This window comes from Vibrio crassostreae 9ZC13 (genome assembly GCF_000272045.2).
In the GTDB taxonomy this organism is placed as follows: Bacteria; Pseudomonadota; Gammaproteobacteria; order Enterobacterales; family Vibrionaceae; genus Vibrio; species Vibrio crassostreae_C.
On record NZ_AJYZ02000019.1, the window covers coordinates 136,377 to 160,886 of the forward strand.

23 protein-coding genes are annotated in these 24,510 nt (G+C 39.6%); 15 read left to right on the forward strand and 8 right to left on the reverse strand.

Translation table 11 applies throughout. The annotated features are described in order from the left end of the window. The first annotated feature begins 46 nt into the window (after nt 1-46). On the forward strand, nt 47-952 hold the full coding sequence (locus A136_RS02095) for a DUF808 domain-containing protein (RefSeq protein WP_017064295.1): 906 nt from the start codon (nt 47-49) through the stop codon (nt 950-952). 117 nt (nt 953-1,069) lie between these two features. Here the strand turns inward: A136_RS02095 and pyrC are convergent, their stop codons facing one another. Continuing rightward, nucleotides 1,070-2,098, reverse strand: a complete 1,029-nt coding sequence (gene pyrC / locus A136_RS02100) for a dihydroorotase (protein WP_017064296.1) — start codon at nt 2,096-2,098, stop codon at nt 1,070-1,072. 192 nt (nt 2,099-2,290) lie between these two features. Beyond that, nucleotides 2,291-2,449 carry a YqaE/Pmp3 family membrane protein gene (locus A136_RS02105; protein WP_017059962.1) on the reverse strand — a complete coding sequence of 53 codons (159 nt, stop codon included), beginning with the start codon at nt 2,447-2,449 and terminating at the stop codon, nt 2,291-2,293. 368 nt (nt 2,450-2,817) lie between these two features. Here A136_RS02105 and A136_RS02110 point away from each other — a divergent pair, with 368 nt between their 5' ends. From A136_RS02110 to A136_RS02145, 8 genes are all read left to right on the forward strand, one after another. After that, on the forward strand, nt 2,818-5,145 hold the full coding sequence (locus tag A136_RS02110; RefSeq protein ID WP_017064297.1) for an adhesion domain-containing protein: 2,328 nt from the start codon (nt 2,818-2,820) through the stop codon (nt 5,143-5,145). A 581-nt stretch (nt 5,146-5,726) separates the two neighbouring features. Beyond that, nucleotides 5,727-6,257: a hypothetical protein gene (locus A136_RS02115; RefSeq protein ID WP_017064298.1), complete on the forward strand. Its 531-nt coding sequence runs from the start codon at nt 5,727-5,729 to the stop codon at nt 6,255-6,257. A gap of 66 nt (nt 6,258-6,323) precedes the next feature. After that, nucleotides 6,324-6,851 (forward strand): hypothetical protein, encoded by a 528-nt coding sequence (locus tag A136_RS02120; RefSeq protein WP_241846862.1) that lies wholly within the window; start codon nt 6,324-6,326, stop codon nt 6,849-6,851. Beyond that, nucleotides 6,851-9,652, forward strand: a complete 2,802-nt coding sequence (locus A136_RS02125; RefSeq protein ID WP_017067435.1) for a CS1-pili formation C-terminal domain-containing protein — start codon at nt 6,851-6,853, stop codon at nt 9,650-9,652. Before A136_RS02120 ends, A136_RS02125 begins: the two co-directional genes overlap by 1 nt. Before the next feature lie 13 nt (nt 9,653-9,665). Continuing rightward, a complete protein-coding gene (locus A136_RS02130) occupies nt 9,666-10,370 on the forward strand; it encodes a hypothetical protein (RefSeq protein ID WP_229647381.1) in 705 nt (234 codons plus the stop codon). After that, nucleotides 10,327-11,454, forward strand: coding sequence for a hypothetical protein (locus A136_RS02135; RefSeq protein ID WP_017059956.1), 1,128 nt, complete (start codon nt 10,327-10,329; stop codon nt 11,452-11,454). Before A136_RS02130 ends, A136_RS02135 begins: the two co-directional genes overlap by 44 nt. Further along, nucleotides 11,451-12,191 (forward strand): LysM peptidoglycan-binding domain-containing protein, encoded by a 741-nt coding sequence (locus A136_RS02140; RefSeq protein WP_017064302.1) that lies wholly within the window; start codon nt 11,451-11,453, stop codon nt 12,189-12,191. Before A136_RS02135 ends, A136_RS02140 begins: the two co-directional genes overlap by 4 nt. Nucleotides 12,192-12,724: 533 nt before the next feature. Then, nucleotides 12,725-12,988, forward strand: a complete 264-nt coding sequence (locus tag A136_RS02145) for a hypothetical protein (RefSeq protein WP_017062773.1) — start codon at nt 12,725-12,727, stop codon at nt 12,986-12,988. Between the two features lie 255 nt (nt 12,989-13,243). Here the strand turns inward: A136_RS02145 and A136_RS02150 are convergent, their stop codons facing one another. Continuing rightward, nucleotides 13,244-14,254 carry a helix-turn-helix domain-containing protein gene (locus A136_RS02150; protein ID WP_017064303.1) on the reverse strand — a complete coding sequence of 337 codons (1,011 nt, stop codon included), beginning with the start codon at nt 14,252-14,254 and terminating at the stop codon, nt 13,244-13,246. Nucleotides 14,255-14,350: 96 nt separating this feature from the next. Then, nucleotides 14,351-15,316 (reverse strand): helix-turn-helix domain-containing protein, encoded by a 966-nt coding sequence (locus A136_RS02155; protein WP_017062771.1) that lies wholly within the window; start codon nt 15,314-15,316, stop codon nt 14,351-14,353. 269 nt (nt 15,317-15,585) lie between these two features. Between A136_RS02155 and A136_RS02160 the strand changes: the two genes are divergently transcribed. Both A136_RS02160 and A136_RS02165 read left to right on the forward strand, forming a co-directional pair. Beyond that, nucleotides 15,586-16,350: an EAL domain-containing protein gene (locus tag A136_RS02160; RefSeq protein WP_017062770.1), complete on the forward strand. Its 765-nt coding sequence runs from the start codon at nt 15,586-15,588 to the stop codon at nt 16,348-16,350. 209 nt (nt 16,351-16,559) lie between these two features. Then, the gene (locus A136_RS02165) at nt 16,560-18,431 is read left to right on the forward strand and encodes a hybrid-cluster NAD(P)-dependent oxidoreductase (protein ID WP_017064304.1); all 1,872 of its coding nucleotides are present in this window, start codon (nt 16,560-16,562) and stop codon (nt 18,429-18,431) included. A 106-nt stretch (nt 18,432-18,537) separates the two neighbouring features. On the opposite strand, the gene nadE is transcribed toward A136_RS02165, so the two are convergent. Next, entirely contained in the window at nt 18,538-19,368 is an 831-nt protein-coding gene (gene nadE, locus A136_RS02170; protein WP_017062768.1) for an ammonia-dependent NAD(+) synthetase, read from the reverse strand. A gap of 109 nt (nt 19,369-19,477) precedes the next feature. Here nadE and A136_RS02175 point away from each other — a divergent pair, with 109 nt between their 5' ends. After that, nucleotides 19,478-19,999, forward strand: a complete 522-nt coding sequence (locus A136_RS02175; RefSeq protein ID WP_017064305.1) for a nicotinate-nicotinamide nucleotide adenylyltransferase — start codon at nt 19,478-19,480, stop codon at nt 19,997-19,999. A 27-nt stretch (nt 20,000-20,026) separates the two neighbouring features. Beyond that, entirely contained in the window at nt 20,027-20,512 is a 486-nt protein-coding gene (locus A136_RS02180) for a hypothetical protein (protein WP_017064306.1), read from the forward strand. Between the two features lie 133 nt (nt 20,513-20,645). Here the strand turns inward: A136_RS02180 and A136_RS02185 are convergent, their stop codons facing one another. Then, nucleotides 20,646-21,272, reverse strand: coding sequence for a hypothetical protein (locus A136_RS02185; RefSeq protein ID WP_017064307.1), 627 nt, complete (start codon nt 21,270-21,272; stop codon nt 20,646-20,648). A 175-nt stretch (nt 21,273-21,447) separates the two neighbouring features. Here A136_RS02185 and A136_RS02190 point away from each other — a divergent pair, with 175 nt between their 5' ends. Continuing rightward, on the forward strand, nt 21,448-22,554 hold the full coding sequence (locus A136_RS02190; protein WP_017064308.1) for a 1-acyl-sn-glycerol-3-phosphate acyltransferase: 1,107 nt from the start codon (nt 21,448-21,450) through the stop codon (nt 22,552-22,554). A gap of 157 nt (nt 22,555-22,711) precedes the next feature. Here the strand turns inward: A136_RS02190 and A136_RS02195 are convergent, their stop codons facing one another. Continuing rightward, complete coding sequence (locus tag A136_RS02195) at nt 22,712-23,311, reverse strand: hypothetical protein (RefSeq protein ID WP_017064309.1); 600 nt, start codon at nt 23,309-23,311, stop codon at nt 22,712-22,714. Between the two features lie 103 nt (nt 23,312-23,414). Between A136_RS02195 and A136_RS02200 the strand changes: the two genes are divergently transcribed. Continuing rightward, nucleotides 23,415-23,711, forward strand: a complete 297-nt coding sequence (locus A136_RS02200) for a YnjH family protein (protein ID WP_017064310.1) — start codon at nt 23,415-23,417, stop codon at nt 23,709-23,711. A gap of 36 nt (nt 23,712-23,747) precedes the next feature. Here the strand turns inward: A136_RS02200 and A136_RS02205 are convergent, their stop codons facing one another. After that, complete coding sequence (locus A136_RS02205; protein ID WP_017062761.1) at nt 23,748-24,047, reverse strand: YfcZ/YiiS family protein; 300 nt, start codon at nt 24,045-24,047, stop codon at nt 23,748-23,750. Nucleotides 24,048-24,510 lie beyond the last annotated feature (463 nt).

Here is a 24,510-nt window from a genome sequence, read left to right on the forward strand (position 1 = left end):
TGTTACATTTTATTGATGGTTCAATTCTTTATAAAGAGACAACAAAATGGCTGGAGCAAGTTTACTAACACTGCTAGATGACATTGCAACCGTGTTGGATGATGTCGCATTGATGTCTAAGGTAGCCGCTAAAAAAACCGCAGGCGTATTAGGTGACGATTTAGCCCTTAACGCCCAGCAGGTATCCGGTGTTTCTGCTGAAAGAGAAATCCCAGTGGTATGGGCGGTCGCCAAAGGCTCATTTAAAAACAAGCTGATTTTGGTTCCGGCAGCACTATTGATCAGTGCATTCATTCCTTGGTTGATCATGCCACTACTGGTGATTGGTGGTCTGTTTCTTTGTTTTGAAGGGGCAGAGAAAATCTTAGAAAAGCTTTTTCCTCATGCTCATCAACACGAAGAGAAAGATGAGGAAAGCAGCTCGGGTGAATCTGTTGAAGAGTATGAGAAGAGAAAGGTAGCAGGCGCGATTCGGACTGACTTTATCTTATCTGCGGAAATCATTGTAATTGCGCTGGGTACCGTAACGGGTACAAGTATCGTGACTCAGATTCTTGTGGTGAGTTTGATAGCGGTTGTGATGACGATTGGTGTTTATGGCTTAGTGGCAGGGATCGTTAAGCTGGATGATTTAGGTTTCTATCTCCAACGCACATCAAATGGGAGTGCCATTAAAACCCGATTGGGTAATGGGTTAGTCGCATTTGCACCAAAGCTAATGAAGATGCTTGCGGTTGTCGGCACGGCTGCGATGTTCTTGGTTGGCGGCGGTATTGTGGTACACAACGTTCCAGCAATTCATCACTTAATTGAACCGATTATTATGGACTTCAGTGGACATACGATTGCGACTGCGGTGGTACCAACGCTATTAAATGGTGTGATTGGGGTTTTATCTGGATTGATTGTCGTTGCTATTTGGACTGCTATCGGAAAAATTCGCGGTAAGTAATCGTTAAATTACTGCTGGGAATAAGACAGTCTTTCATCGAAACAAAAAAGGGTCACCATAATTACTATGGTGACCCTTTTCGCTAAATGGAGGGTGTTTATTTAACAGCCCAAGTGCTTATTTTACAGACCAAGCAATCGCCTCGCCGCCACGGATTGGCACAACGATGTCTGAACCGAAAGGCATCGTTTCAGCAACATTCCACTCTTCTTTAACGAGCGTAATTGTATCTGAGTTACGTGGCATGCCGTAGAAGTCTGGGCCATTGTGGCTCGCGAATGCTTCTAGGTTCTCAATCTTGCCTTCTAAATCGAATACTTCAGCGTACAGTTCAACCGCAGCGTGCGCTGTGTAAGAACCTGCACAACCACACGCTGACTCTTTTGCACCTTTAGCGTGTGGTGCAGAGTCTGTACCCAAGAAGAACTTCTTGCTACCGCTTGTTGCTGCTTCAATAAGTGCTAACTGGTGTGTGTTGCGCTTAAGGATAGGTAGGCAGTAGAAATGTGGCTTAATGCCGCCAACCAACATGTGGTTGCGGTTATAAAGCAAGTGGTGAGCAGTAATGGTTGCCGCTACGTTCTCGTTAGCGTTCTTAACGAAAGTCGCAGCATCTGCCGTCGTGATGTGCTCTAGAACGATCTTCAGGTTAGGGAAGTCGTTAACAATCGGTGCTAGAACTGTGTCTAGGAACTCTTTTTCACGGTCAAAGATATCAACATCGTGAGCCGTTACTTCACCGTGTACCAGCAGCAACATACCCACTTCTTGCATTGCTTCGAGTACGTGGTAAATCTTTTGAGCTGAAGTTACACCTGAATCAGAGTTAGTCGTCGCGCCAGCAGGGTATAGCTTCGCTGCTACAACAGCGCCAGATTCTTTCGCTTTACGAATTTCATCAGGTGTTGTGTTGTCTGTCAGGTAAAGTGCCATTAGAGGCTGGAATTGCTCGCTTGGCTGCTGTGCCATGATGCGTTCACGGTAAGCAAGAGCCATTTCGGTATCGGTTACCGGTGGGATCGTATTTGGCATGATTAACGCTCGACCATTGTAACGGCTGATATCGCGAACTGTATCTTTTAATACTTCGCCATCGCGTAGATGAACGTGCCAGTCGTCAGGACGAGTAATCGTAAGTTGTGTCATTGAAGGCTCCCACCATTTGAAGTGTTATGTAGTTGGAGCCTAAACTCGGCGAAATCTGTGAAAGCAATCGCTTACGTTTAGGCGACAGGATGATAGTGGAAAAGTACTTTCATTTCATCCTATTTTTAACTCTTCATGGCTAGGAGCTTGTTTTTATGGATATTTTATTCGGTATCTATTTGTTAATAAGGGTTAACGGGTGGCTACCCACAGACCATGGATCATTCCTGGAACCCAGAAGAAGAAAGTAAGAATGATATTAATCACCAAATCTTTCCCGGCGCCGCGAGCGAAGAACACGCCAACAGGCGGAAGCAGTACACATAAGATGATAATGACGAGTTTGTTCATGATAAATCCTTTTTATTCAATGAAAGTTCAATGCGGTAAACGTGTTCATATTATAGAACGTCTCGAGAGTGTTACTGCATTGCTGCCTTAATGTATCAAGATAGAAAGCTAAACATCTCAAGATACTAGCCTAGTATCAAGTGTTTAATGCCTACCAGTTTATCTATTTATAACCAAATGCTTATAATCAGTATTCCCATCAAGATATACATTTAATCATTTGAAGTTTGGCCGTGATTTTATGACTAGGCATTTTCAAGAGTCAATTTTGCATATTTGCTAAACATATCCAGTTGCAAAAAGATAACATCGCAATCGAATGTAGAATTCGTACGCTACTAGGTTAAATTTTAAAAAGGTCAAACGATATGTTAGATGTGTTGCCAAAGAAGGCTAATTTGTTACAGGTAGCTTTAATCTTGGCTGTTTCAGGTTGTAATGGTGATTCAGGAGTTGGTTCTACTTCGAGCCCAGATAGCCCAGATAGCCCAGATAGCCCAGATCAATCGAACGTACTTTACTCCGTTCAAGATACCATGCAGCACACTAAACCTCGTGAAACTTTTTATGTTGATCTCTCCAACAATATGGAAAGTTCTGATGGGACACCTGTTGCTCTGCTGAATGTTGAATCCCTTAATTCTGACTATCATTGCGATGTGGTTTCTAACGACCAAAATGGTTTTTATATTAAAGCAACGCAAGTAAACCTATGTGACTACCGATTTCGTGTTGGATCCTCTGTGTCAAGAATGTCAACAGCGATATCTTATGATGGCTATAGTGAGGCTACAGCTCGAATCGCTATAGCTGAAAACAGTGAACAATTAATACCCATATCATCTGCAACTTCAACTGGAACACCCATTTCGGTGAACGTGAAGGACGAGTTAGCAAATTTGGGGTACGAGGTCGACACGAGTCGCTATACACTTAGTATGACGGTAACTTTGCCTAATAGCGATTCAACGCTTTCATCAGCAGTATCTGATCCCGCGAATAACGTTATAGAGTATACTCCAGGTGCTGGACTTGAATCTGGAGTTGAGAGGGTTTTATATAGCTATAGTGATGGAGTAAATGTTCTTAGTGGTAGCCTGGATATTGCAGTTTCAACAACAGTAAATGGTGCTCCAATAGCTAACTCTACATATATACAGACATTTACCGATCCTGATACCTTAAAAATAGTGTCAGAAGTTCCATACGGGAAAACGGTCACAATTGACGTTTTGAGTCTCATTTCTGATCCTAATGGTGATTCATTACAATTAATTGATGTCTATGCTTACGATGCTGATGTTGCCATTATAGAAGATGCTAACTTAGATGGTAATCTGTTCAATGACACTATTTTCACGTTTACTACTTCTAATTCTGGCTATCACAATATCACTTACGTTGTCTCTGATAACAAAGGAGGCTATGCCACCGGGATAATAAAGTTAAAATCCGAAGACTTATACCCGATAATTGATTTTAATGAAGTCAGATCTGTTACTGTTACTCCACCTTTAACTATGGAGCAGGCAGAAACTGCGAGTATTGAATTCGAAATAATAGGAACAGGAGATGGCACCAATGCCGTCGATAATGTAACAACCGTAGCGCATTCGAAAGGTGTTGCTGAAGCAATTTGTACTGCAAGAGGTGCTTTTTTACCGGATCAAGCAGATTTGCAAGAACTTTATGCTTGGAAGCCTGATGGTCAAATATTTACAGACTATAGATATCCAAATGACAAACCGTATTGGACTCGTGACCAGGTTGATGAAACTACCACAACACTAGTCAATCTATTTGATGGTTCAGTCACTGCTAGTAATAATGAAGAGGTAAATTATGTTCTTTGTACTAATGCTCTTTATATCCCAGAAATCACCCCAGTATCTATCAGTTTAAATGGTGTGTCTTCGATTCAACTTGACTTAGATACAGATAAACATGAATTATATCAGGCGACTATAACTAACTCAATTGGCGAAGTGGAACAAGTTCCAGCCGAATATGTCAATTGGACAGTAACTGAGTTGGACGTTATTACCTTTGATGAACATACAGGTATCTTGACAGCGTATTCTACCGCAAATACAGATCAATTTAATGTTAATATTGAAGCTTGCTATGCCTCATTTTGTGATAACTTGAACGTTACTTTACTCGCACCTTTGGGTATAACCTCATATGAAGGAAGTGAATTTCTTCCGTTGCTTACGAGAGAACAAGTACTCCGCTATAGTGATAATGATACTTCGATTTTTGCTCCGAATGATACTGCCGATTTTACGTATTCGATAATCGGAGGTGATGGGTATAACGCAGATGACACGAACTTTATAGAGTCTGGATATAATAGCAGCCAGACTCAATATTACTGCTCATCAATAAACTTCGATGGTGGTGGGTGGAAAGAATTTGACTCGTCAACTATTGCACTTCGGTTTGCTAGCGCTTGGAATGAAGACCCTGCATATAAAGCCATACCTGCAGGTCGTATATATTCACATGCCGATTACCTAGATGAGTTTTGGTTCCGAGGAGGTGGTTATCTCTATAAGTTTTACATTAATAATTACTCGGACCCAAGTGGGGAAAACGGTGGTATCACGTATTATAGAGGTCCTGAAGATACTTATGAGGCCACCTATAATTACCTTGGTGTCCAAGTACACGTTTTTTTATCATGCTATAGATGATAGTTATGAGTCTGTCTTCCTTTAAAGTAGGTTGAAAATCTTTAGTAAGCCAGTAGCGATGTTACTGGCATTTTTAATGCGAATTATTTACGTGTTATTGTCATGTTGATATTTATTAATTAATAACCGAAAGGTAAATTCTCCGTCTCACTCTATTTCCCCAACTAAAGACATCACTTGTAAATTAAACGCTAGATTATAATAACTTAGGTTACGATTTAGGTAGTTTAACTTGTGATGGTCATAATTAATATTATATAAAGCAATATAATAAAATAGTTATGATGCTCATTTTTATAACTCAGATAGTCACCAGCGTTACCCCTTCTCATATCCAATTGAAACACCTTTCTCAAAGTTTGATAATGGTTATTATGATATCCAATTTAGTGTAACTGAAAGTATTTATTGTACAGATCTTATTCCCTAGATAAATGAACTAGTCGGCGATATATCGACTAGGCATATTTAACTATAAATAATTCCAACGTGCTAACCTAAAACGCAGTTATTTCAATATTATATGCCTGCTGCTTAGCAAGAGGCTAACGCAATGCTTATATTATATTAAAGGAAACAAAATGAAAAAATTAACACTCATTACATTATTGTCTGCAATTACTGTTGTTCCGGCTTTTGCTGCACCTGGCGATACCTCTATTGGTTCTGCAGTATTCAGCGGCTTTGTTCCTGGTTTTGTATCCAACGGTGACATCATTGTTACTGGTGCGGGCGGTAGTGAAGACGCTACTTCTTTTGTTGGTACGTTACAGGTGAACAGTGACGGTACGTTCGCAACGACTAAACCAGTTGTTTTGGAAGCGCATGACTACACGGATGCTTTGCTTGGGGCTTTAACTCCAGCTAACTGGACGGTATCACAAGTAAATGTGCTTCCAGCTTCAATGGGTGAAGTACAGCCTAACATTGTCGTTGGCGATAACCTTACAGGGACGGAACTTACTTCAGCTGACTACTTAGCTTCAACTCTACTTTCACCAGGCGATACGATTCAACTGTATGTTGCTAACGATACAGCACACTCAACTCCAGATGATATTGCTGGTACAGAAGTTATCGTTAACGTTGATATGATTGCAACTTTGCCATAAGAAAAAATCTCATTATTTGATAGGCACTTAATTAACTAAGTGCCTTGTTTTTCGAGGCTGATGAAAATGAATATCTATATAAATTATTTCTTTCTATTATTGCTTGTTATTTTTAGTTTCAATAGCTTTGGCTATGAAAGCTATTCATTTCCAGTAAATACACAAATAAATAGAGCGAATTTGTATGACTATTCTATAAGTGTAGATTTATCTGATGAGTTTATTGCACTGAAGTATGATAGTGAGAACGAAACCTTTCTAAATGGGCGTTTTTATTCTTATATTAGAACGAATATACCAACAAGCGCTGGGGATTCGTTTGAATACAGTTATAACATATCAGAGTTCACTTCTAAATGTGTTCTCAACGATAGCGGTGAGACTATGTATGATGATTTTGTCGATCTCTATATCGATAGAAAACATTACTCTGATATTTTAGATATACCAAACTTTGAATTTAATAATATTAAAAATACTGAATATGAAAACTCTACCAATGAATTTGAATTAGTGACAAATAAAAATATACCGAGTGATGAGCCATTAGATTGCAATGGTCGTATTACGTTCAATGTGGAGCTTCAACTATAATGTTTATTAGACTTTGGTTTGGTTTAAACTTAATTATCATATTTTTCTTGGCCATAATATATAGTTCAAAATCCGTCGCAAATATTCCAGATGGATTTGAAGATATGTTTGAAGAGAAGTTGATAAGAATGCCACTAATTCTCTCGGCTGATAACAACAAATTATTCTATTCGGAAGCTTTCATCTCGGGTGATGAAGTAAGAATTCCCACTTCACAAAAACAACTTGTAGCACAAGCATTGGCGAATGAACTTGGTATTGAGAAAGATGTTAGCGATGCGATGGCAACAACACTGGTAAATGGGGTTGAATCGAGCCTAGATTGTAAAGGTTATCGAAGTGAATGTGGTCTACTACCTGATTTATATGATTTTGTTTATGTGCCAGATAGCCAATCATTGATTATTCATGTTAACTCACAATTCTTAACTGAGATAATAGAAGAGTCAGAAATAAAATTTGTAAAAGAAGAGATCGATCAAAACGCGATCATTATGTCACATGGTTTGAATCTATCTGGTTCTTATAGCGACAACACTGATTATACATCGTCTTATTCTTATCAACATGAAAATTATGCAGGTTTTGGCAAGTATGGCTATTTGCATAATGATCTAAACTTTAGTGATGTCAATGGTTTCAGTTCGGATGACTCATCGTATAACTATGTTGGTGGTAATACTCGTTTCTCTGTTGGGTATAAATACCAAGAACGCTCTTGGAATAGTACTCAGTTTTTAGAAAATGGCAGCAAAACTTCTGGTTACATGTTGTCGATTGGATCGACGAGAGAGCTAGTAAAAAAATCATCTCCTAATTCTAGACGAGTCTATTTGAACATTTCAAGAGCTGGTCGACTAGAAATTAATGATGATAGAGGCCGTGTTCTATTAAGTCGTAATGTGGATGCAGGGCAAGAATACTTTGACTATAACGAGCTACCATCTGGTACTTATACTGCGACAATTCGAATATTTGATGGCAGTGAAGAGTTTTACACAGAAGATAGGTTGATAGTCAATACAAGCTCTTCGTCGATTAAAACCGGCGAACTAGATTATCATATTACAGCCGGTTATTTATCAAGAGACCTGACGAATACGGGACTAGAGGACGATTTTGACCAGAAATCCATCAACTTTGCTTATGATAATTATGAAAGTCCAATGTTCACCAATGGGAAATTGAGCTATCAAGTTACGGATTTTTTTGCACTGGGTGCAGGTTCGTTTATTACAGGGGAAGATAATTATAATTATGTTGGTGGTCACTTATCTTTAGGGGAAGTGTCCAGAATATCGGCAGTAACAGGATTATTTGACGATGGATCTAGTTTTTATAATTTTGATGTGGGGATTTATAACTTAAGTGTATCTTACACAAAATTTGATAGTGAAAATGATAATAGTATTGGAGATATTAGTTTGTCTCAACTTTTATTCAGTAACTCGAACTATACGTCATTATCAGTAAATTACAACAAGTACTTAACGAGAAATATATCATCATATATATCGGGTATATTAACAAAAAACCAATATAAAGATTTTAGTAATGGTTATAATAATGAATCAGAAAGTTGGTCTGCAAGAAGTGGCGTGCAGATATCATCATTACCACTTGACTCAAAGGTGAACTTAGAGTTATCAGCAAGTGAATCGAGCGATATAAATTATGGTGTTATGGCCTCAATAATTATTCCAATAGGCCAGGAAAACACATACACACATAGTACACAAGCACAAATAGATGATAGTGGTGATGTTGCGCTATCGCATAGAGATACAGTCTCAAGTAGTCTAATTAACAGAAACAATCTAAATGTATCAAGCTCTGCGGGACTTTATTATCAAGATTCTACTGAAGACCAAAGCAGTGCCGATTTATCATTGTCTGCAAATTATAAGAATAAATATATTGACTCAAACTCTTATGCCTATATCAATTCAAGTAGTAATACAAGTGTTTCTGCATATATTGGTACAAGTAATATCGTAACTTCTCAAGGAATAGAGTTTACGAGTGAAAAGTCATCTTCTTATTTTATTTCGAATAATGATACAGGGGAACTGTCTTCGGATGGAAAATTCTTGGCGGTAGTTAACTCCGAGCAGAATGGAAAACAAAGCAATGCTTATGTTAGTGAAGATGCTTTGACGGTATATCCATTAAAAGAGTTCTATGAATATGAATTCAAGCTTGATACGGAAGCCTCTGATTTTTACAACAATGGTGAGTCTTCTACGTCGGCTACTAGTTATCCAGGAACTGTTATCCGTTTGGATACGTCGTTGTCTGAGTTGAAATCATTTATATCGACGTTTAGTGATATAAATGGAAATCCAATAGACGGAGTTGAATGTATCGGTGGAGGTTGTGTTTCTACTGACAAGCTTGTTGAAGGTGTGTATCAATTTAAGGTGAAAGATAAACAACCTTACAAAATTATATCTAAGGAAAACCAATGTGTAATACCGGAGTTATCATCGGTTAATAATTTGAATTTAGGTAATAACTTCTGTATGCCATCATTCGAAGAAAATAGTGAAGGTTATCAGATAGCCCTAGTTGATGGTGTTTATTATTACTACTTAGGGCAATACAAGGATAGTAATATTGTATTGAACTATCAGAACAAACTGAACAACTCAGGTGTTGAAATTATAAACAAAAAGCTTGGCGGTTATTTGTATATATTCGCTAAGTCTCCTGAGCAACTAACTACGGCAAACAAACTGTATGTTGATGAACTCATTAATTATGCAGTTCATATGGAGATGACGCCATATGCTTATAACTAACATAGAGAAAATTATGCAACGTGTAATATTTACTTCGATACTATTAATGACGACCTCTTTTAGCCATGCATTTAGCATAGATAAAATGCTTCTTATAGCTGGAGAAGATGGTAATGGAGTTTTTACTCTGACTAGTTCGAAAACTGAACCTGAATATATAAAAGGTAACGTTAGCCAAGTAAAGGTTGAAAACGGAGAGTTAGAAAAGGTAGAGCTAACAAAAGATAATTTACCTTTATGGGATCTTGCGCTATTACCCAATAAACTGATATTAAATCCGGGGGAAAGACGTCGTGTATCAGTAAAGAATTTATGTCAGGTTAATTGTGATGATTTAGAGAAGGACAAAGTTTATCAAGTGACTTTCATGCCTAGCGTTATCGATGGAGATAAAAAAGAAAGTATAATTGGTATTAATTATGGTTATGCTCCTTATTATATTGTACCTGCAAAAAATACTAATGTTGACTACAAAGTTAAATATAACGGTTCAGAAGTTTATGTGGAAAATAATGGTAACACATTTTTCTACATGCAGTTTGATAACTGTAAACCGAATTCTGTTAGTAACAAATGTAAACAAACTAATACAATACTATCTGGTCGAAAGAAAACCATAAAATTAGCAGAAGGCCTGCAAAATGTCGATTCGTTATCCGTTAAGGTAGCCAACCATGATTACAGTTATAACAAAAATATCACTATTAAAAAGAAATAGCCTAATTAGTATAGCGCTATTATTCACGGCTTTAGATAGTAGCCATGCTGCAGATGTATACGGAACGATTACAGCAAACAACTCTGTGGTTTGGAACAATGCGGCGCCAAATAGTTATTTCGGTAGTGAAGCTATATCTCCATCTGCATGGACGATAGCGCAAGAGCAACCAACGGCAGAGTGGTATCCCGCAACGATGGATAACCAACCCGTTAATAACGTTAGCTTTGTTAATCATTCTACAGGCGAAAGTTTTAACACCAGCCTGGAGTTGTTAGGCGTTGAGTACAATTTGGGTAGCTCGGCTAGTTATTTCACATCAAAAGACTACGGGTCAAATGTGGGAATGGGAGTTGCCAATGAGTGTGCAGCTACAAATATAAGTGGTTCGAGTGCGAAAGTGGGCCAAGAGTCGACTTTGTGTGTGTCGCGAATGGGTTACACAGCAACAAGCCGAATAGAGCCTTTTAAGTTTTATCGACCTGCTTTCGCTTTGCCTAATATCAGTAATGATGTGTTCGCAGCCCCTGTTGGATCTGGAACTTTTACGGCATCAATTAACCTTTCACCCACTTACTTTTTTACAAGTCAAACCGGTACGATGACTTATACCAGAGTGCCGGAGACGTTAATTATCACGATTGATTATCAAGCTGCGATCCTTGAATCATTAACGGTACTTGGAGACGGGAATATTGAACCCCAGTATGATACTGCAACAAAAAGGATCTCTGGTACAACGAGGTATGATGTTAGCTTGTTAGGGACTTTACCTACAGGCGTTATTATGACATTTAGCCCTACGTCAGGTGACTATGAGCTTACAAATATTGATAACTCGCTAGAAAAGATACCCTACACAATCACGTGTGCCATTGGCTGCGAAAGCCCTGACAAGGTGATTGTCCAAGACGGAGTACTTAATACCGCATCTTTTCCTGATTCAGAAGTGATTACAGTGAATGGAGAAGGTAGTAACAAAGTTGATGTAGCATACGATGTTAGTTTTGATGTCGATGGAAATGCACTCAGTTCAGGTAATTACCAAGGGTCGTTTAATGTTGTTTATGAGGTGAACCTGTGAACCGACTAATTAATAATATTTTTTTTATGTTTCTAGTACTAACCAGCGGTGCAGCGGTTGCTGAGAAGCCAACTGCTCATATTTTGGGGGTAGGGGCAAACTATGGCTATAATTTTGATGGAGATATGTTTGAGAATTCTCAATCTATTTATTTTCTCTACCAATATAACCGACTTCAATTGAATCTAGGTATCAAACATTATAAATTATTAGATGATTCTGAGTACATACCTGATTTAGGTTTGCTTTATAGTATACATGATGGAGAAGAAATTGATTTAAAGGTTGGAGTCGGATTTGAAGATAAATATCCAACAATAGAGTACCTTGCTGAGTATGCTTTGAATGAATATTTCGGTGCGAGTATCGCACTTAATCAAACGTTGAATGATGATTTTGGGCAAAATCAACGAGAAGCCGTGGTTGGATTATCTTATTATTTCAATGACAGCAAGCGCAAGATTGAGTCTGACCAAGTTGAACCTCGCCCTTCGTCACTTGAAATTACGAAAGCTCCGGATTGCACATCTGACCCAACTGATACGGACTGTGACTTCGATACTATGTCTAACAGTATATCCGAAGTTGCTGTTAAGCCGACATTACCTTATGTCGTACAAGAAGGTGATTGGTTATATGAACTACGTAGAAAGTTCGGCTTCGATTTAGAAGAGATCATTGAGAGTAATGATATTGAAAATCCTGATTTGCTCATTCCTGGCCAAGTATTAGAATAAGCTCTTACCGGTAACCTGATCAATATTAAAGTATTACTAGACCTATTTCTTATAAGGTATGGTGATGCTTTTTTTTTGCACTCGATTAAATCTGTCTAACTATTCATCTATGATCTTACATAGCTTACGTTGATGTGAATAATCAAGTGTTGCCAAGAATCATGGTTTACATACCAGATCTTAGGTTCAGGTATTAAATATTACGAAGTTAGATAAAATTTAATTCTCTTAATGTAAAACCATTAAACTACTATGAAGACTTGCAAGATATGTATTAGCGTTTTACTCTTCGGTCTCTCCCTAAGGTTTAACTGCCATCAAATCGCTAACCAGTGCATAATATGCATAAGTCTGGTGAATTGATGTGGCCGTATCCATGCTATGTCATGATCGTTATGAATGGACTTTTCTGAACAAATTAATGTTTACAAATCTAACATCACGGATGCAAGAGTGGCTGATAGGCATTAGACTTCTTTTTTCCTGCGAATAAGCTAAACTCTCATATGTAACCAATTACATTTGAGGTGTTTATGAAGTCGTTTGTCAATATTAAGGTCGTTTTATGTTCGTTTTTATTTTTTGCAACCTCAGCGATTGCTTCTATTAGTGCTGATGATGTCACGTTTTCAGGCCGAGTCGATGGAGATATACGAGCAATTTATTCTGACAAAAGTCTAACGAATGTGGATGGCATGCAAAACACGAAAGCTGTAAGAGGCATGACTCAGAGCAGTTATGTAACATTACTAAACAATGAAGTAGATGATGTAATTGTTCGTGAGGTTGACATGTAGTCAAGCGAACATAGCATATTAGATTCTAACTTTTTACCATATGCTTTAATACTCAATCGCTTAATTACATAGTATATAGATTGTACTGATAATTTAAGTGGGAAAATAATGAGGTATATTGGTTCAATAATATCGAATACGAATGTCAAAACTGTAGAGCTGTGTTTTGAAAGATTGAAGCAAGCAGGAGTTCATCCATCACAACTATCTTTCGATGGATTGGTACTCCTGTTAATGTGCGCGGAAAGAGACCGCTTAGCAACACTGAGAGCTAATTGAGCATGGGTTTGAACAGGTTTGACAGCCTGTAAGCAAGTTCAAGAACTCGGGTTGAGTAAATAGCTGGCTTGTTTTTATGTGCATTAAAGCTTTAGAATAATAGTGTTTACCAATTTTGATTGCACCGTTGGTTGATTTTTTCTCGTACGAAACAACAGAAAATCCCATTTTTTCGAGTACTTCTGCTGAGCTCTTTATAGCAACTGTTGTGTAGTAGTCGGTAATGTTAGCGTGTTTTGCTAGAAACCTGAATTCTCTATTTAATTGTAGACGAAAAGGTCGCTCGTACAGCGAATGCTGGCTCACCGCAAAATAAGCTAATTTTCGGCTTTTATTATAAGGAACGGTTTTTCTTAAATCTATTTCATCAATCGACTTTTGAGAAAGTGTTTCAATTTCGGAGATCATACCTTCAGTCGTGAATATAGTGCCTATGTTATGTCCTAATAGCTCCCCTGTGACGCTGTCGACATATTTATAGGCAATGAAACGTTTTTCATTGCAATAGTTTAAAAAATCGATTTTATAGAGTCCATGCTTAATATTCTCATCAGAGGTTTTCTCATGAAAAACAAGTACAGAATTTACAATCTCACTATCATTAGAATTTCCAATCGGATATTCACAAACAGGATTGTGTTCGATCATCGATGTTGACTGATAATTTGCTCTGGCGATCAAATTATTTAAACTACGGTATTTCTCTTCCATCAGAGAGTCGAATTGATCAACTCTATTTTTAGAACTAGGGTCTTGATGTAGTAAATGACTAACTTTAGATAGATAAGGCTCGAGATCGTTGGTAAATTCTCGCAAAACACGAATACTACGGCTAAGAGTTGGTTTAGTTGTTCCTCTTTCCCATCGACTAAGTGTAACTGTGTCAATGTTCGATAGATCTCCTCCGAGTAAGTTGAGCTTTGTAGCTGCTTGACTTTGTGTTAGTTCATTCGCGATTCGATATTTTTTTAAGTATTCGCCAAACACAGTAGTTTTCTCCAATCTTTTGCATAAGGCGAAGTATTATTATGTGTAGAAACTTAAGATGGTAGGCATCTTAATTTAAAGGCTGCTTGGCTATGCCTAATGATTTTTGATTGAGTATTGGTTATCCCACTGGGTTGTTTTTATGAGGGTTATTATTTCGGGTTGAGAAAGAAGTGTCGCTGTATCAATTTCGTATAAGCAATGTTCGAATGAGCGGTTGCCTAATTTAAAACCTCCTTTTTCTGACTCAATATCAAATGCTATTTTCTTAAATCCAAGTTGCTCTAAAATTTGTCCGCTTTCAGGCCATGCATTAAAGAAATAATAACGTTGAACATTTGAATAGTGAATTAGGTTTATAAATTGAGAAACTAACATACATCGAAATATCTGGAAATTAGAAGAGTAACGATTATAATTACAAACCGATAACTTAGTCGAATTTTTATAACTGACAGATTTTGTCAGGTCGATATCAATGATTTTTGAATGAGTAACTTTGTCAAAATAGTCACTTTCGAATATAAAACTAAGTGAGTGACCTACCAACTGCCCGCTTTCTGTTATAAATCTTTTTAAAATAGCTCGTTTGTTTTGTTGGTAGTCATATAGATTAATGTCGAAAAAACCCTTCGGTGTATGGATGGCTGTTTCGTAAAATATTTTAAGGCTAGATAGTATCTTGTCATCATCTTTCAAAAGAAGTGGCATCTCAGTAATTAAAGCTGATTGTGGCTCTTGTGGCTCTTGTGGCTCTTCATAACTTAATGATGAAAGCTTCGTTACCCTGTTATTAAAACGAAGTTGTTCAATCTCGTCTAGTAGCTTTGTTTCGTTTGGATTCGGTATTAATTCATAAAAGTCACTCAGGTCAACCTGTAAACAACGCAAGATTCTTAGGCATTTTGCAAGTGTTGGTTTGGTTTTTCCTCGTTCCCAACGACTGAGAGTTACCACGTCTACAGAGCGAAACTCTTCATTTGCAAGGTTTAACTTAACAGCAAGCTCACTCTGAGTAAGACCTAGTGAGACTCTCAATTCCTTTAAATAGTCACCAAACATACATTATCCCTAAGCGTAATTTGATCTAATTGAAGTATAGTCATCTATGATAGTTTATGGCGTTTTTAATAACCTATCTAAAAGTAACAGACTCGAGATTACCGTTTTGAAACGGCATTGTGTATTTGTACAGGAGTTCGTTTAACTACTTATGCAGTTTGTCTTCACGGTTAAGAAGTAGGCATGTAAAGCTACATATGATTTGTTCATGCTAATCCTTGCTAGTTATTGATCTGTAGTATGGATTAATCACAAAAAGAGGTTTGTTTATGAATACGAATATGTTGTCTGAAAATTTACAAGCCGAAGCACTTATTGACGATGTTAATCAAGGATTGTTTTATCCTGTTTTTCAACCGATAACTAATGGCAATGGAACTGTCGGTGCTGAGGTTTTGTTACGTTGGGAAAAAGGGCACGATGTTGAATCGTCAATTCGCTGTCTGTTAGACTCTAAGAAGATTGCATGGTTTACTCAAATATTCTTGTTAAGAGTGTCCGAGGAATTATTGTCTCAGAAGAAAATGATTGATTTTCTGACTATTAATATCTCCCCTGATCACGTTTTAAGTTTCACTTTTCTACGTGATATTTCCCCAATTTGGCAAGCATGCAACAAGTTAGGTATAACCTTATGGATTGAGCTTACTGAGAATGAACAATACCCGGTTGGCATTGACGAGAAAAGGATGATGTCCCAGTTTGGAGTATGTCGTGGTCTTGGAATTAAAATCGCGATAGACGACTATGGCAGTGGTTATAACACTGGTGAAGCACTGATTAGGGTTGTTAAACCGAACATAGTGAAAATAGATCGGTCGTTAATGAGAAACCGGAGTGATAATTCGACCTTTTGGGAGCGTCTTAGATTTTTAGCTCGGAAGTATCAGATTGAATTGTTATCTGAAGGTATAGAAAACCATGAAGATTTACGTTTTGCACAATCGCAGGGCATAGATTATTTTCAGGGCTATCACTTAGGCAAACCTGGCTCATTGAGTCAATTGTCGAAACAAGGTGCAGCATATTGCTGATCTACTTAAAAATAGCGTGAATAAATTCGGGTTACTTTTAGTGTGTAAAGCATCATCGTTAGTTTCAAGAGTTTTAGGTTTGCCGGAACATAATGCCATTCTATTAGTTTAATCATGCCTACTTAGTATCAAGTGTTGAATGCCTGCCAGTTTATCTATTTATAACCATTTGTTAGCATTGGGACAAACAACAAAACATTGGAATCGTTATGTCGCAGTCACCTTTGGATCAAAAGGCTTTGGAGCAAGAGCTTTCAGGTCAACAGCCCTCCTTATCTCAAATTAATGTGTTTCCGGTTAAATCAGTAGGTGGGATTGCACTCTCTTCTGCTTGGGTCGAAAAACAGGGCCTTACCTTCGACAGACGTTTTATGTTGGCCTTGGCTGACGGCTCAATGGTGACGGCGCGTAAGTACCCTAAAATGGTCAAGGTGTCTTCTAGCTTGCAGCCAGACGGTTTTATTTTTACTTACGAAGGCAAAGAACCGCTGCGCCTAAAATATGCAAACTTCAAGATGCAAGAAGCGCCTGCAACAGTGTGGAAAGATAGCTTCACTGCGTATACCACCAACGACGAGGCGGATGATTGGTTTAGCGATGTGCTTGGTGTTCGCGTAGAACTTCTGTTCTGTGGTGAGCAATCTAATCGTGTTCGAGAAAAGCTTGGTCAGAATGTCAGTTTCGCCGATGGTTACCCGATGTTAATCATCAGCCAAGCTTCGCTTGATGAGTTGAATCGCCGTAGTCCTGAAACGCATTCCATGGATCAGTTCCGCACCAATTTTGTCGTCTCAAACACTGAAGCGTTTGCTGAAGATGGTTGGAAGCGCATTCGAATTGGTGAGGTTGAATTCGAAGCGGTGAAGCCTTGTGAGCGCTGTATCCTAACGACAGTCGATGTTGAGAGCGGCGAATTCAGAGCAACAAAAGAGCCACTCAATACCTTTTCTACGTTCAGAGCCAATGAACGTGGTGGCGTTTTCTTTGGTCAGAACCTTGTGGCGAAAAATGAAGGTCTGGTGAAAGCGGGTGACGTTGTTGAGGTACTTGAAACCAAAGAGAAAGAACACTACGAAGACTCTTGGGTCGAGTCACTGCACTTAACTTGCGTCGAGCGTGAAGAGATCGCTCGCGACTTCACAACCTTTTGGCTAGAGCCAGCGAAAGAGAACAATTTATTACCAAGCTATCAGCCGGGGCAGCATCTACCGATTGAAATGGTGATTAATGGCGAGAAAGTGTCTCGTCGTTACACGTTATCTTCTAGCCCTTCACGCGCAGGTCGTTTGGCGATTTCCGTGAAGCGAGTGGACGATGGTCAAATCTCAAACTGGCTCAATGATCACTTCCAAGTCGGTGACACGCTAGTTGCTCAGAATCCAGATGGCGCATTCTACTTAGAAGATAACCCAACACATCCATTACTGCTGTTATCAGCGGGAAGCGGCATCACCCCTATGTTGTCGATGCTTCGTTACTTAGCCGACCATGGTCAGATTGATGATGTGGTGTTCTATCACCAATGCAGCAGTGAAGAAGATATCCCTTATCAAGCTGAGATTGATAAGATCGCTCGCGAACATGCTGGTCTAAGTGTGATTTATTCACTAAGCCAACCAACGAAAGAGTGGGATGGTTTGTCAGGTCGTTTGAGTGTGTCTCATGTCGCCAAAATTGAGGACCTTCATAAGCGCCAAGCATTCGTGTGTGGCCCTGACGGCTTTATGGATAATGCCAAGAAATTGCTGATTCAAATGGGGCTGAATCCTCAGCATTATCATCAAGAAGCGTTTGGTGTTGCTCAATCAACGGAAGAAGCGGTGAAGCAACTGCAGTTGAGCGTTAACGGCTACCTGTTCGAAGGCAACAACCAATCAACACTACTAGAGCAAGCTGAGTCGGCAGGTGTGTCTATCGCATCAAGCTGTCGCGCGGGTTTCTGTGGTGCTTGTAAAGTGACCCTTGAGTCTGGGCAAGTTCATCAACCTGATGTACCGGCGTTGCAAGAGCATGAACGCAACATGGGGCAAATACTGGCGTGTTGCAGTGTGCCTCAAACTGATATCGAAGTTGTAGACTAACTCGGTAGGTCGGAAGGCCAGAAAGAAAAGCACATTGAATAGAAAAGGCCGGAAGTTCACTGAAATGAACTTCCGGCCTTTTTGATTCTAAGATTAATTCAAACAATTAATCGTAGATCGTTGGGATCGGTTGACGCTTGTGCTGTGTTGCTTTGTAGATGCCTACTAAGCGGTCTGACACGTCTTGAGGGACTTCTTTACCTTCAAGGAAATCATCGATTTGGTCGTAAGAAAGGTTCAATGCTGCTTCGTCGGCTTTCTGTGGATCAAGCTCTTCTAGGTCGGCAGTAGGCACTTTCTTAACCAATAGCTCTGGCGCACCTAGCGTTGCTGCAAGTTCACGAACTTGACGCTTGTTCAGGCCAAACAAAGGCGCTAAATCACATGCACCGTCACCGTGTTTGGTGTAGAAGCCAGTGATGTTTTCTGCTGAGTGGTCAGTACCAATCACAAGACCACCAACGTAACCCGCAATTTCGTATTGCGCGATCATGCGAGCGCGAGCTTTCACATTACCTTTAACAAAGTCGATTTTTGCTGAGTCTGTTGGTAGTAAACCTGTACCTTCAAGTGCAACGTGAGATGCTGCGTGAAGCCCATCAACACCCGCTTTGATGTTTACAGAAACAGATTGAGAAGGCTGGATGAAAGAGAGAGCAAGTTGTGCTTCATCTTCATCTTTTTGTTCGCCGTAAGGTAGGCGAACCGCAATGAATTGGTAGTCGTTGCTGCCAGAGTTTTCATTCAGGCTATCCACGGCCATTTGTGCCAAGCGGCCACAGGTCGTTGAGTCTACACCGCCACTGATACCAAGGATCAGAGACTTGCAGCCTGACTGCTGAAGTTTCGTTTTAATAAAGTCCACACGACGAGTCACTTCGAAGTGAGGGTCAATTGAAGGTAGTACGCGCATTTCGTCACGAATTAACTGTTCCATTCGTATTCCTTTCCTGCAAGCAAATTAAAAATCTAGTGTTATCATACCTAAATCATCCGATTTAAAAACCTCTTTGCACAAGCTTAGAAAGAGAAGGCAGTAATAAACAATGGAAAAAATAGCCATTTTCGGTAGTGCGTTTAATCCACCGAGCCTAGGGCATAAAAGTGTGATTGATTCGTTGGCTCACTTTGACAAAATTCTACTCGTTCCAAGTATTGCCCATGCTTGGGGAAAAGAGATGCTAGACTTTGATACGAGATGTCAGTTAGTTAATGCATTTATCAGTGATCTTTCACTGGATCAAGTTGAGCTTTCGTTGATCGAAAAGAGCTTATTTACACCCGGCGAAAGCGTGACGACTTTTGCTGTACTCAGTGAACTGCAAAAGTTACATCGTGACGCTGAACTGACGTTTGTTATTGGCCCAGATAACTTCTTTAAGTTCTCATCTTTCTATAAATCAGATGAGATTACCGAGCAGTGGTCTGTAATGGCTTGCCCTGAAAAAGTGAAAATTCGCAGCACAGACATACGTAATGCACTGATAAGTGGAAGCGATGTTGCAAAACTGAGTACAAAGTCAGTTACAAAGATGTTGCAAGATAGTGGACTGTATCAGATAATGTGAGTTCACTAATCAAGAGGTCAGAGGACTATGCTAAAGAGCGCGATACCAGCGACGTTGATCATGGCAGCATGTAGTATGCCTGCGTATGCTGAGTGTGATTTTTTTAGCTTAGATTCAATCATGCTGACTTCTGATGAAGATGACAATTGTCTAGATTTCTCGACCAGCATTGAGTCTTTTGGCCAACGTATGATGGAAATCAGTGGGCTGAGCGATGATGAACCGGAAAGCACACCGGACTATTGGTCTGACTGGGTTCTTCAAACCAAAGACTCGCCATTGCTGACACAAAGCATTGAGTCAAACTATGTTGGCTTGGGTATGTGGTTTCCAGAAGACCTTGAAGATGAGCAGTATGATATGTCGACTGAAGAGTGGTTGATGAATCATGGTCTTCAACTCAGCATCGGTTTTGGCGAGAAAGTCGAAGGGCAGCCGCGTATGCGCTTTGATTATCGTTGGCACGACTCACGTGACGCCGACCTAATGATGCAGGTTGAGTTGCCATTTTAGACAGGCAGATACACAGATAGATTGCTATCTACGTCTAAATAGTAAGAATTAAAAAAGCCGCAAAAACTCAGTTTTTGCGGCTTTTTAGTATCTGGCTTGCGAGTTTTAATACCAGCACTCACTTTCCGGCAAGCTATAAATCTTCACCAAAAACAAGCATACACAGTTGCTCGAACTCTTCTTCTTTACCTGAGAACAGATCATCAATCACAAGTGAACGTTTTTGACCTGACTGCATGCGTTTCTTCGCTTCTCGCATCACCATCACCAGAGTGTGCTCTTGTGGCAGGTTTGAATCATCAATGTTCCATTGATTGAATCGCTGAGAAAGAGCACTTTCGCAAAGCAGTGGTTTAAACGACAACACTTCTTGCTTCAAGACAGAAAGCATATCTTTAAACGCTTGTTCCGTATTATTGGCATTGGAAGCACGAGCTTTGGTTTGTTCTAGCTTTTCTAGTAGTGCCGAAGAGAGGTTCGTTTGCGTGATGTAACCCGCTTGTCTTGGGAATGAATCCGTCAAACGAACAGAAAAATCGACACGGTTAACCTGAGTGTTTGGAAAGTAGGTCAGTGACGTTAGGCAGTCGTATGGAATCCAGACGCTTTGTCCTGGTTCAACGGCATACTCTTGTTTGCCTAACTTAATCAAAACCAAGCCACTTTGAACCGATACAAGGCTATGTTTAAGTACTTTCTTGCGTGGTGTGATCACCAAGTGTGAAAAGTAAGCCGATGTATATTCAATAGCGAAGTTCATAGATAGTACCTTAATTTTGGGGCGTCAAGATTACCGTTAATCTTAAAGAATGCCAACAATAACAGGGGATTTTCAATGTTTCTGGTCTGACCTTGTCAAAAGTATGGGCTCTGTAGCTGCGAGAAGTCAAAACAACGCGTAGAATGAGCCAGCTTTTTATTATATGAATTAAAAAATGACCTCTCCAACCGATCCATATGTTGATATTCGCCCTTACGGCGATGATGAAATTCCAGCGGCACTAAACCGTCTTATTAATGATGAAGAATTTATCAGTGCAATCTTGCACTACCGTTTTTCAAACCATGCGTCTTGGTTCAAAGCATTAATGAGCCCGATTTTGCGTGTGTACTTAAAAATGAAATGGAGCAAGCTGACTAGCGTTGAATCCATTCAGATTGAAGTGAAAAAGTACTTACGCGACACGTTAGCGAAAACCACTAGCGGTGTGACGTACACTGGTATCGAGTCACTGGATGCGAACCAAGCTTATCTGTTTGTATCAAACCATCGTGACATTGCTATGGATCCTGCGTTAGTAAATTACGCTCTGCATCAAAATAATCATCAGACTTGTCGTATCGCTATCGGAGACAACCTGTTGAAAAAGCCATGTGCGACTGAATTGATGCGTTTAAACAAGAGCTTCATCGTAAAGCGTTCTTTGAAAGGACCGCGTGAGATGATGAAAGCGCTAGGGCAGTTGTCTTCTTACATTAAGCACTCTCTAGAAACGGGCAACTCAATCTGGATCGCTCAAAAGGAAGGTCGTGCGAAAGACGGTAACGATTTTACTGAGCCAGCAATTTTGAAAATGTTCCACGTTGAAGGACGTAAGCAAAAAATTGCTTTCCCTGAATACGTGAAGTCATTGAAGATTGTTCCTGTGGCTATTTCTTACGAGAACGACCCATGTGACACGGCTAAAGCGATAGAGCTTTTCGAAAAAGACGTAAACGGCAGTTACGAAAAGGGTGAGTTTGAAGATATCGAAAGTATCATTCAAGGCATCATCGGTGATAAAGGACGCGTTCACGTTGGTTTCGGTCAGGTTATCGACCAAGATTTTGATACGCCTGAAGCGCTTGCTGAAGAGATCGATCGTCAGATCCACGATAACTACAAACTGTTCCCAGTAAACTTGCTGGCAGCAGAAAAAGAAGATGAGTCGATTACAGCGGCCGTTAAACAAGAGTTTGAAGCTAAACTGTCGAGCCTGCCACAAGGTGCGCGTCAGTATTTGATCGATAGCTACGCCAACCCAGTGAAGAACATTGGTTAACGAGCGTTAGTTAGCTTGCTAGTTGATTAGCAACTTGATTGAATTGAAAAAGGAGCCTTGGGCTCCTTTTTTGTTTCTGAATCACCATTTGTTGCTGCGATCGAGCATTAACGTATTAGAGCATTAGAGCATTAGAGCATTAGAGCAATAGCTTGAATTAGCGAGCGACTGCGCCACCGAGCTCTAGATTGGTTGGCCATGTGGTTACAGTGTTACCGCCCAGATAGATGTTGCCTTTGACTGTCATGGTCTCGGGGAATGTTGTAATCCCAGAACCGCCTATATAAAGGTCGCCGTCAATCACGATCCCGTTGGGTAACTCGGTTAAAGGAGTGCGGATCACGCTCAGATCGCCTTTTACTCTAAAGCCATTCGGTAGCCTTTCCAGTGGAGTGTCGGTGAGGTTGATAAAGCCGCCCACTCTTACACCTCTTGGCCAGCTGGTGATTTGGCTGCCAATCAAGTCGACGTAACCTTTTATCTTAACCCCGCTCGGGACTCGAGCGAGTTGGCTGTTAGAGCCTTTAAGGCTGCCGTTCACTTCTAACCCTTTGGGTAGGCGTGTGATCGCAGTATTCTCTATATTGAGATTACCATCTACCACCAAGCCAGTTGGAAGTGATCTATAAGGCTTATTTCGTAGATATAAGTTTCCGTAATTATCGAGATGGTTCAATATTTGATAGTGATCGAGTGGTTCAGCACTGACATTTGTTATGGTTAAGGAACCAATAATAAGTGCAATTATTCTGAGCATAACAGGCTTCTTATTACGATAGACGCTTACACTATAATGGAAAAATTATTCTCGCATAGTGTTTTACCCATTTGGCGGTAGATTAACGAGGAATGGAGCAAAGATGATAGGTAAATCAATGATTAGAGTAAATATACGAATTATTAAGGTCTTTCTGATAGCCGCTTCATTGTTTGGCTCAATGTCTGCGAGTGCCAATAAAGTAATTTCAACGCCCGGTAAAGCTGCGGTGGTGGTGACACAAGGCGGTCAACAGCAACGAGTTTGTTATTACGATGACAAGGCTTATAGCATTGGGGCAGTGTTAGAGGTGGGGGGCGTAGTGATTCAGTGCGCTGCAGAAAACGATTTTGAGAAAAATGGGTCACTGGCTTGGGTTCAATTAAAAAAAGACGAGTAATTCACTCGTCTTTTAATAAGCATATAAATGCTTATATTAACGCGCTAGAGAGCGAGTCTTAAGTTCAAAAATAATCTTCTCAGCGCTAACTTCAAATTTAAAGCGAGCGTGCAACTCTGTGCTTTCTTCAGTCATCTCTGATGCTTCGAACTCAACGTTGCTAGACACTTGTTTAGCAAGTTCAACATACTTAGCAAACTCAGCTTCAATCAGTGCTTTTGAGTTTCCGTAAACCGTTACTTCAGCAACATCGTCGCCTTCTTTAATGATGAACCCGATTTCGCCTGCACAGCCGCAAGCCTCACATACATCGTTGTTACCAATATCTTGGCTCATAAATAATCCTCTTACAAAGTCTGAGGTTATTCTAACGAGCAATTTGAACTGTATCTACAAAAATTAAAACCTTTGAACTAATTTATACTGGTATGCTATGTTGTTTGTTAAGGTGTTTGATGAATATCTATATTCGCGCCGCCAAATATGTATGTGATTTACCTCACGTTTTGTTGAAAAGGAATGTTATTAATATGTCAGAATATCATTCACTTAGTTGCGCCAGGAATGATTTTATAAGACTATCTATCGCTTGATAGGTATTTATACAATGAATTTTTCGTTGGGTATTTCATATTCTAAGTCGTTATTTAAACTTATCGACTTAGGATTGTAAGGTGATTTTCGAAGAATAATTAGACAAAGTGTCCAAAGAGGCATCACTGTAAAATTGTTCGTACATAGTATTTGTGTGAATTTAGTTATAAATACTTGCGAAAAAATACCTTGCTCACATAATGCT

What these genes read in the sequence shown, in the direction of transcription:
- A136_RS02095 (WP_017064295.1), top strand. Translation starts at nt 47, where the DNA reads ATGGCTGGAGCAAGTTTACTAACACTGCTAGATGACATTGCAACCGTG.
- pyrC (WP_017064296.1), bottom strand. Translation starts at nt 2,098, where the DNA reads ATGACACAACTTACGATTACTCGTCCTGACGACTGGCACGTTCATCTA.
- A136_RS02105 (WP_017059962.1), bottom strand. Translation starts at nt 2,449, where the DNA reads ATGAACAAACTCGTCATTATCATCTTATGTGTACTGCTTCCGCCTGTT.
- A136_RS02110 (WP_017064297.1), top strand. Translation starts at nt 2,818, where the DNA reads ATGTTAGATGTGTTGCCAAAGAAGGCTAATTTGTTACAGGTAGCTTTA.
- A136_RS02115 (WP_017064298.1), top strand. Translation starts at nt 5,727, where the DNA reads ATGAAAAAATTAACACTCATTACATTATTGTCTGCAATTACTGTTGTT.
- A136_RS02120 (WP_241846862.1), top strand. Translation starts at nt 6,324, where the DNA reads ATGAATATCTATATAAATTATTTCTTTCTATTATTGCTTGTTATTTTT.
- A136_RS02125 (WP_017067435.1), top strand. Translation starts at nt 6,851, where the DNA reads ATGTTTATTAGACTTTGGTTTGGTTTAAACTTAATTATCATATTTTTC.
- A136_RS02130 (WP_229647381.1), top strand. Translation starts at nt 9,666, where the DNA reads ATGCAACGTGTAATATTTACTTCGATACTATTAATGACGACCTCTTTT.
- A136_RS02135 (WP_017059956.1), top strand. Translation starts at nt 10,327, where the DNA reads ATGATTACAGTTATAACAAAAATATCACTATTAAAAAGAAATAGCCTA.
- A136_RS02145 (WP_017062773.1), top strand. Translation starts at nt 12,725, where the DNA reads ATGAAGTCGTTTGTCAATATTAAGGTCGTTTTATGTTCGTTTTTATTT.
- A136_RS02155 (WP_017062771.1), bottom strand. Translation starts at nt 15,316, where the DNA reads ATGTTTGGTGACTATTTAAAGGAATTGAGAGTCTCACTAGGTCTTACT.
- A136_RS02160 (WP_017062770.1), top strand. Translation starts at nt 15,586, where the DNA reads ATGAATACGAATATGTTGTCTGAAAATTTACAAGCCGAAGCACTTATT.
- A136_RS02165 (WP_017064304.1), top strand. Translation starts at nt 16,560, where the DNA reads ATGTCGCAGTCACCTTTGGATCAAAAGGCTTTGGAGCAAGAGCTTTCA.
- nadE (WP_017062768.1), bottom strand. Translation starts at nt 19,368, where the DNA reads ATGGAACAGTTAATTCGTGACGAAATGCGCGTACTACCTTCAATTGAC.
- A136_RS02175 (WP_017064305.1), top strand. Translation starts at nt 19,478, where the DNA reads ATGGAAAAAATAGCCATTTTCGGTAGTGCGTTTAATCCACCGAGCCTA.
- A136_RS02180 (WP_017064306.1), top strand. Translation starts at nt 20,027, where the DNA reads ATGCTAAAGAGCGCGATACCAGCGACGTTGATCATGGCAGCATGTAGT.
- A136_RS02185 (WP_017064307.1), bottom strand. Translation starts at nt 21,272, where the DNA reads ATGAACTTCGCTATTGAATATACATCGGCTTACTTTTCACACTTGGTG.
- A136_RS02190 (WP_017064308.1), top strand. Translation starts at nt 21,448, where the DNA reads ATGACCTCTCCAACCGATCCATATGTTGATATTCGCCCTTACGGCGAT.
- A136_RS02195 (WP_017064309.1), bottom strand. Translation starts at nt 23,311, where the DNA reads ATGCTCAGAATAATTGCACTTATTATTGGTTCCTTAACCATAACAAAT.
- A136_RS02200 (WP_017064310.1), top strand. Translation starts at nt 23,415, where the DNA reads ATGATAGGTAAATCAATGATTAGAGTAAATATACGAATTATTAAGGTC.
- A136_RS02205 (WP_017062761.1), bottom strand. Translation starts at nt 24,047, where the DNA reads ATGAGCCAAGATATTGGTAACAACGATGTATGTGAGGCTTGCGGCTGT.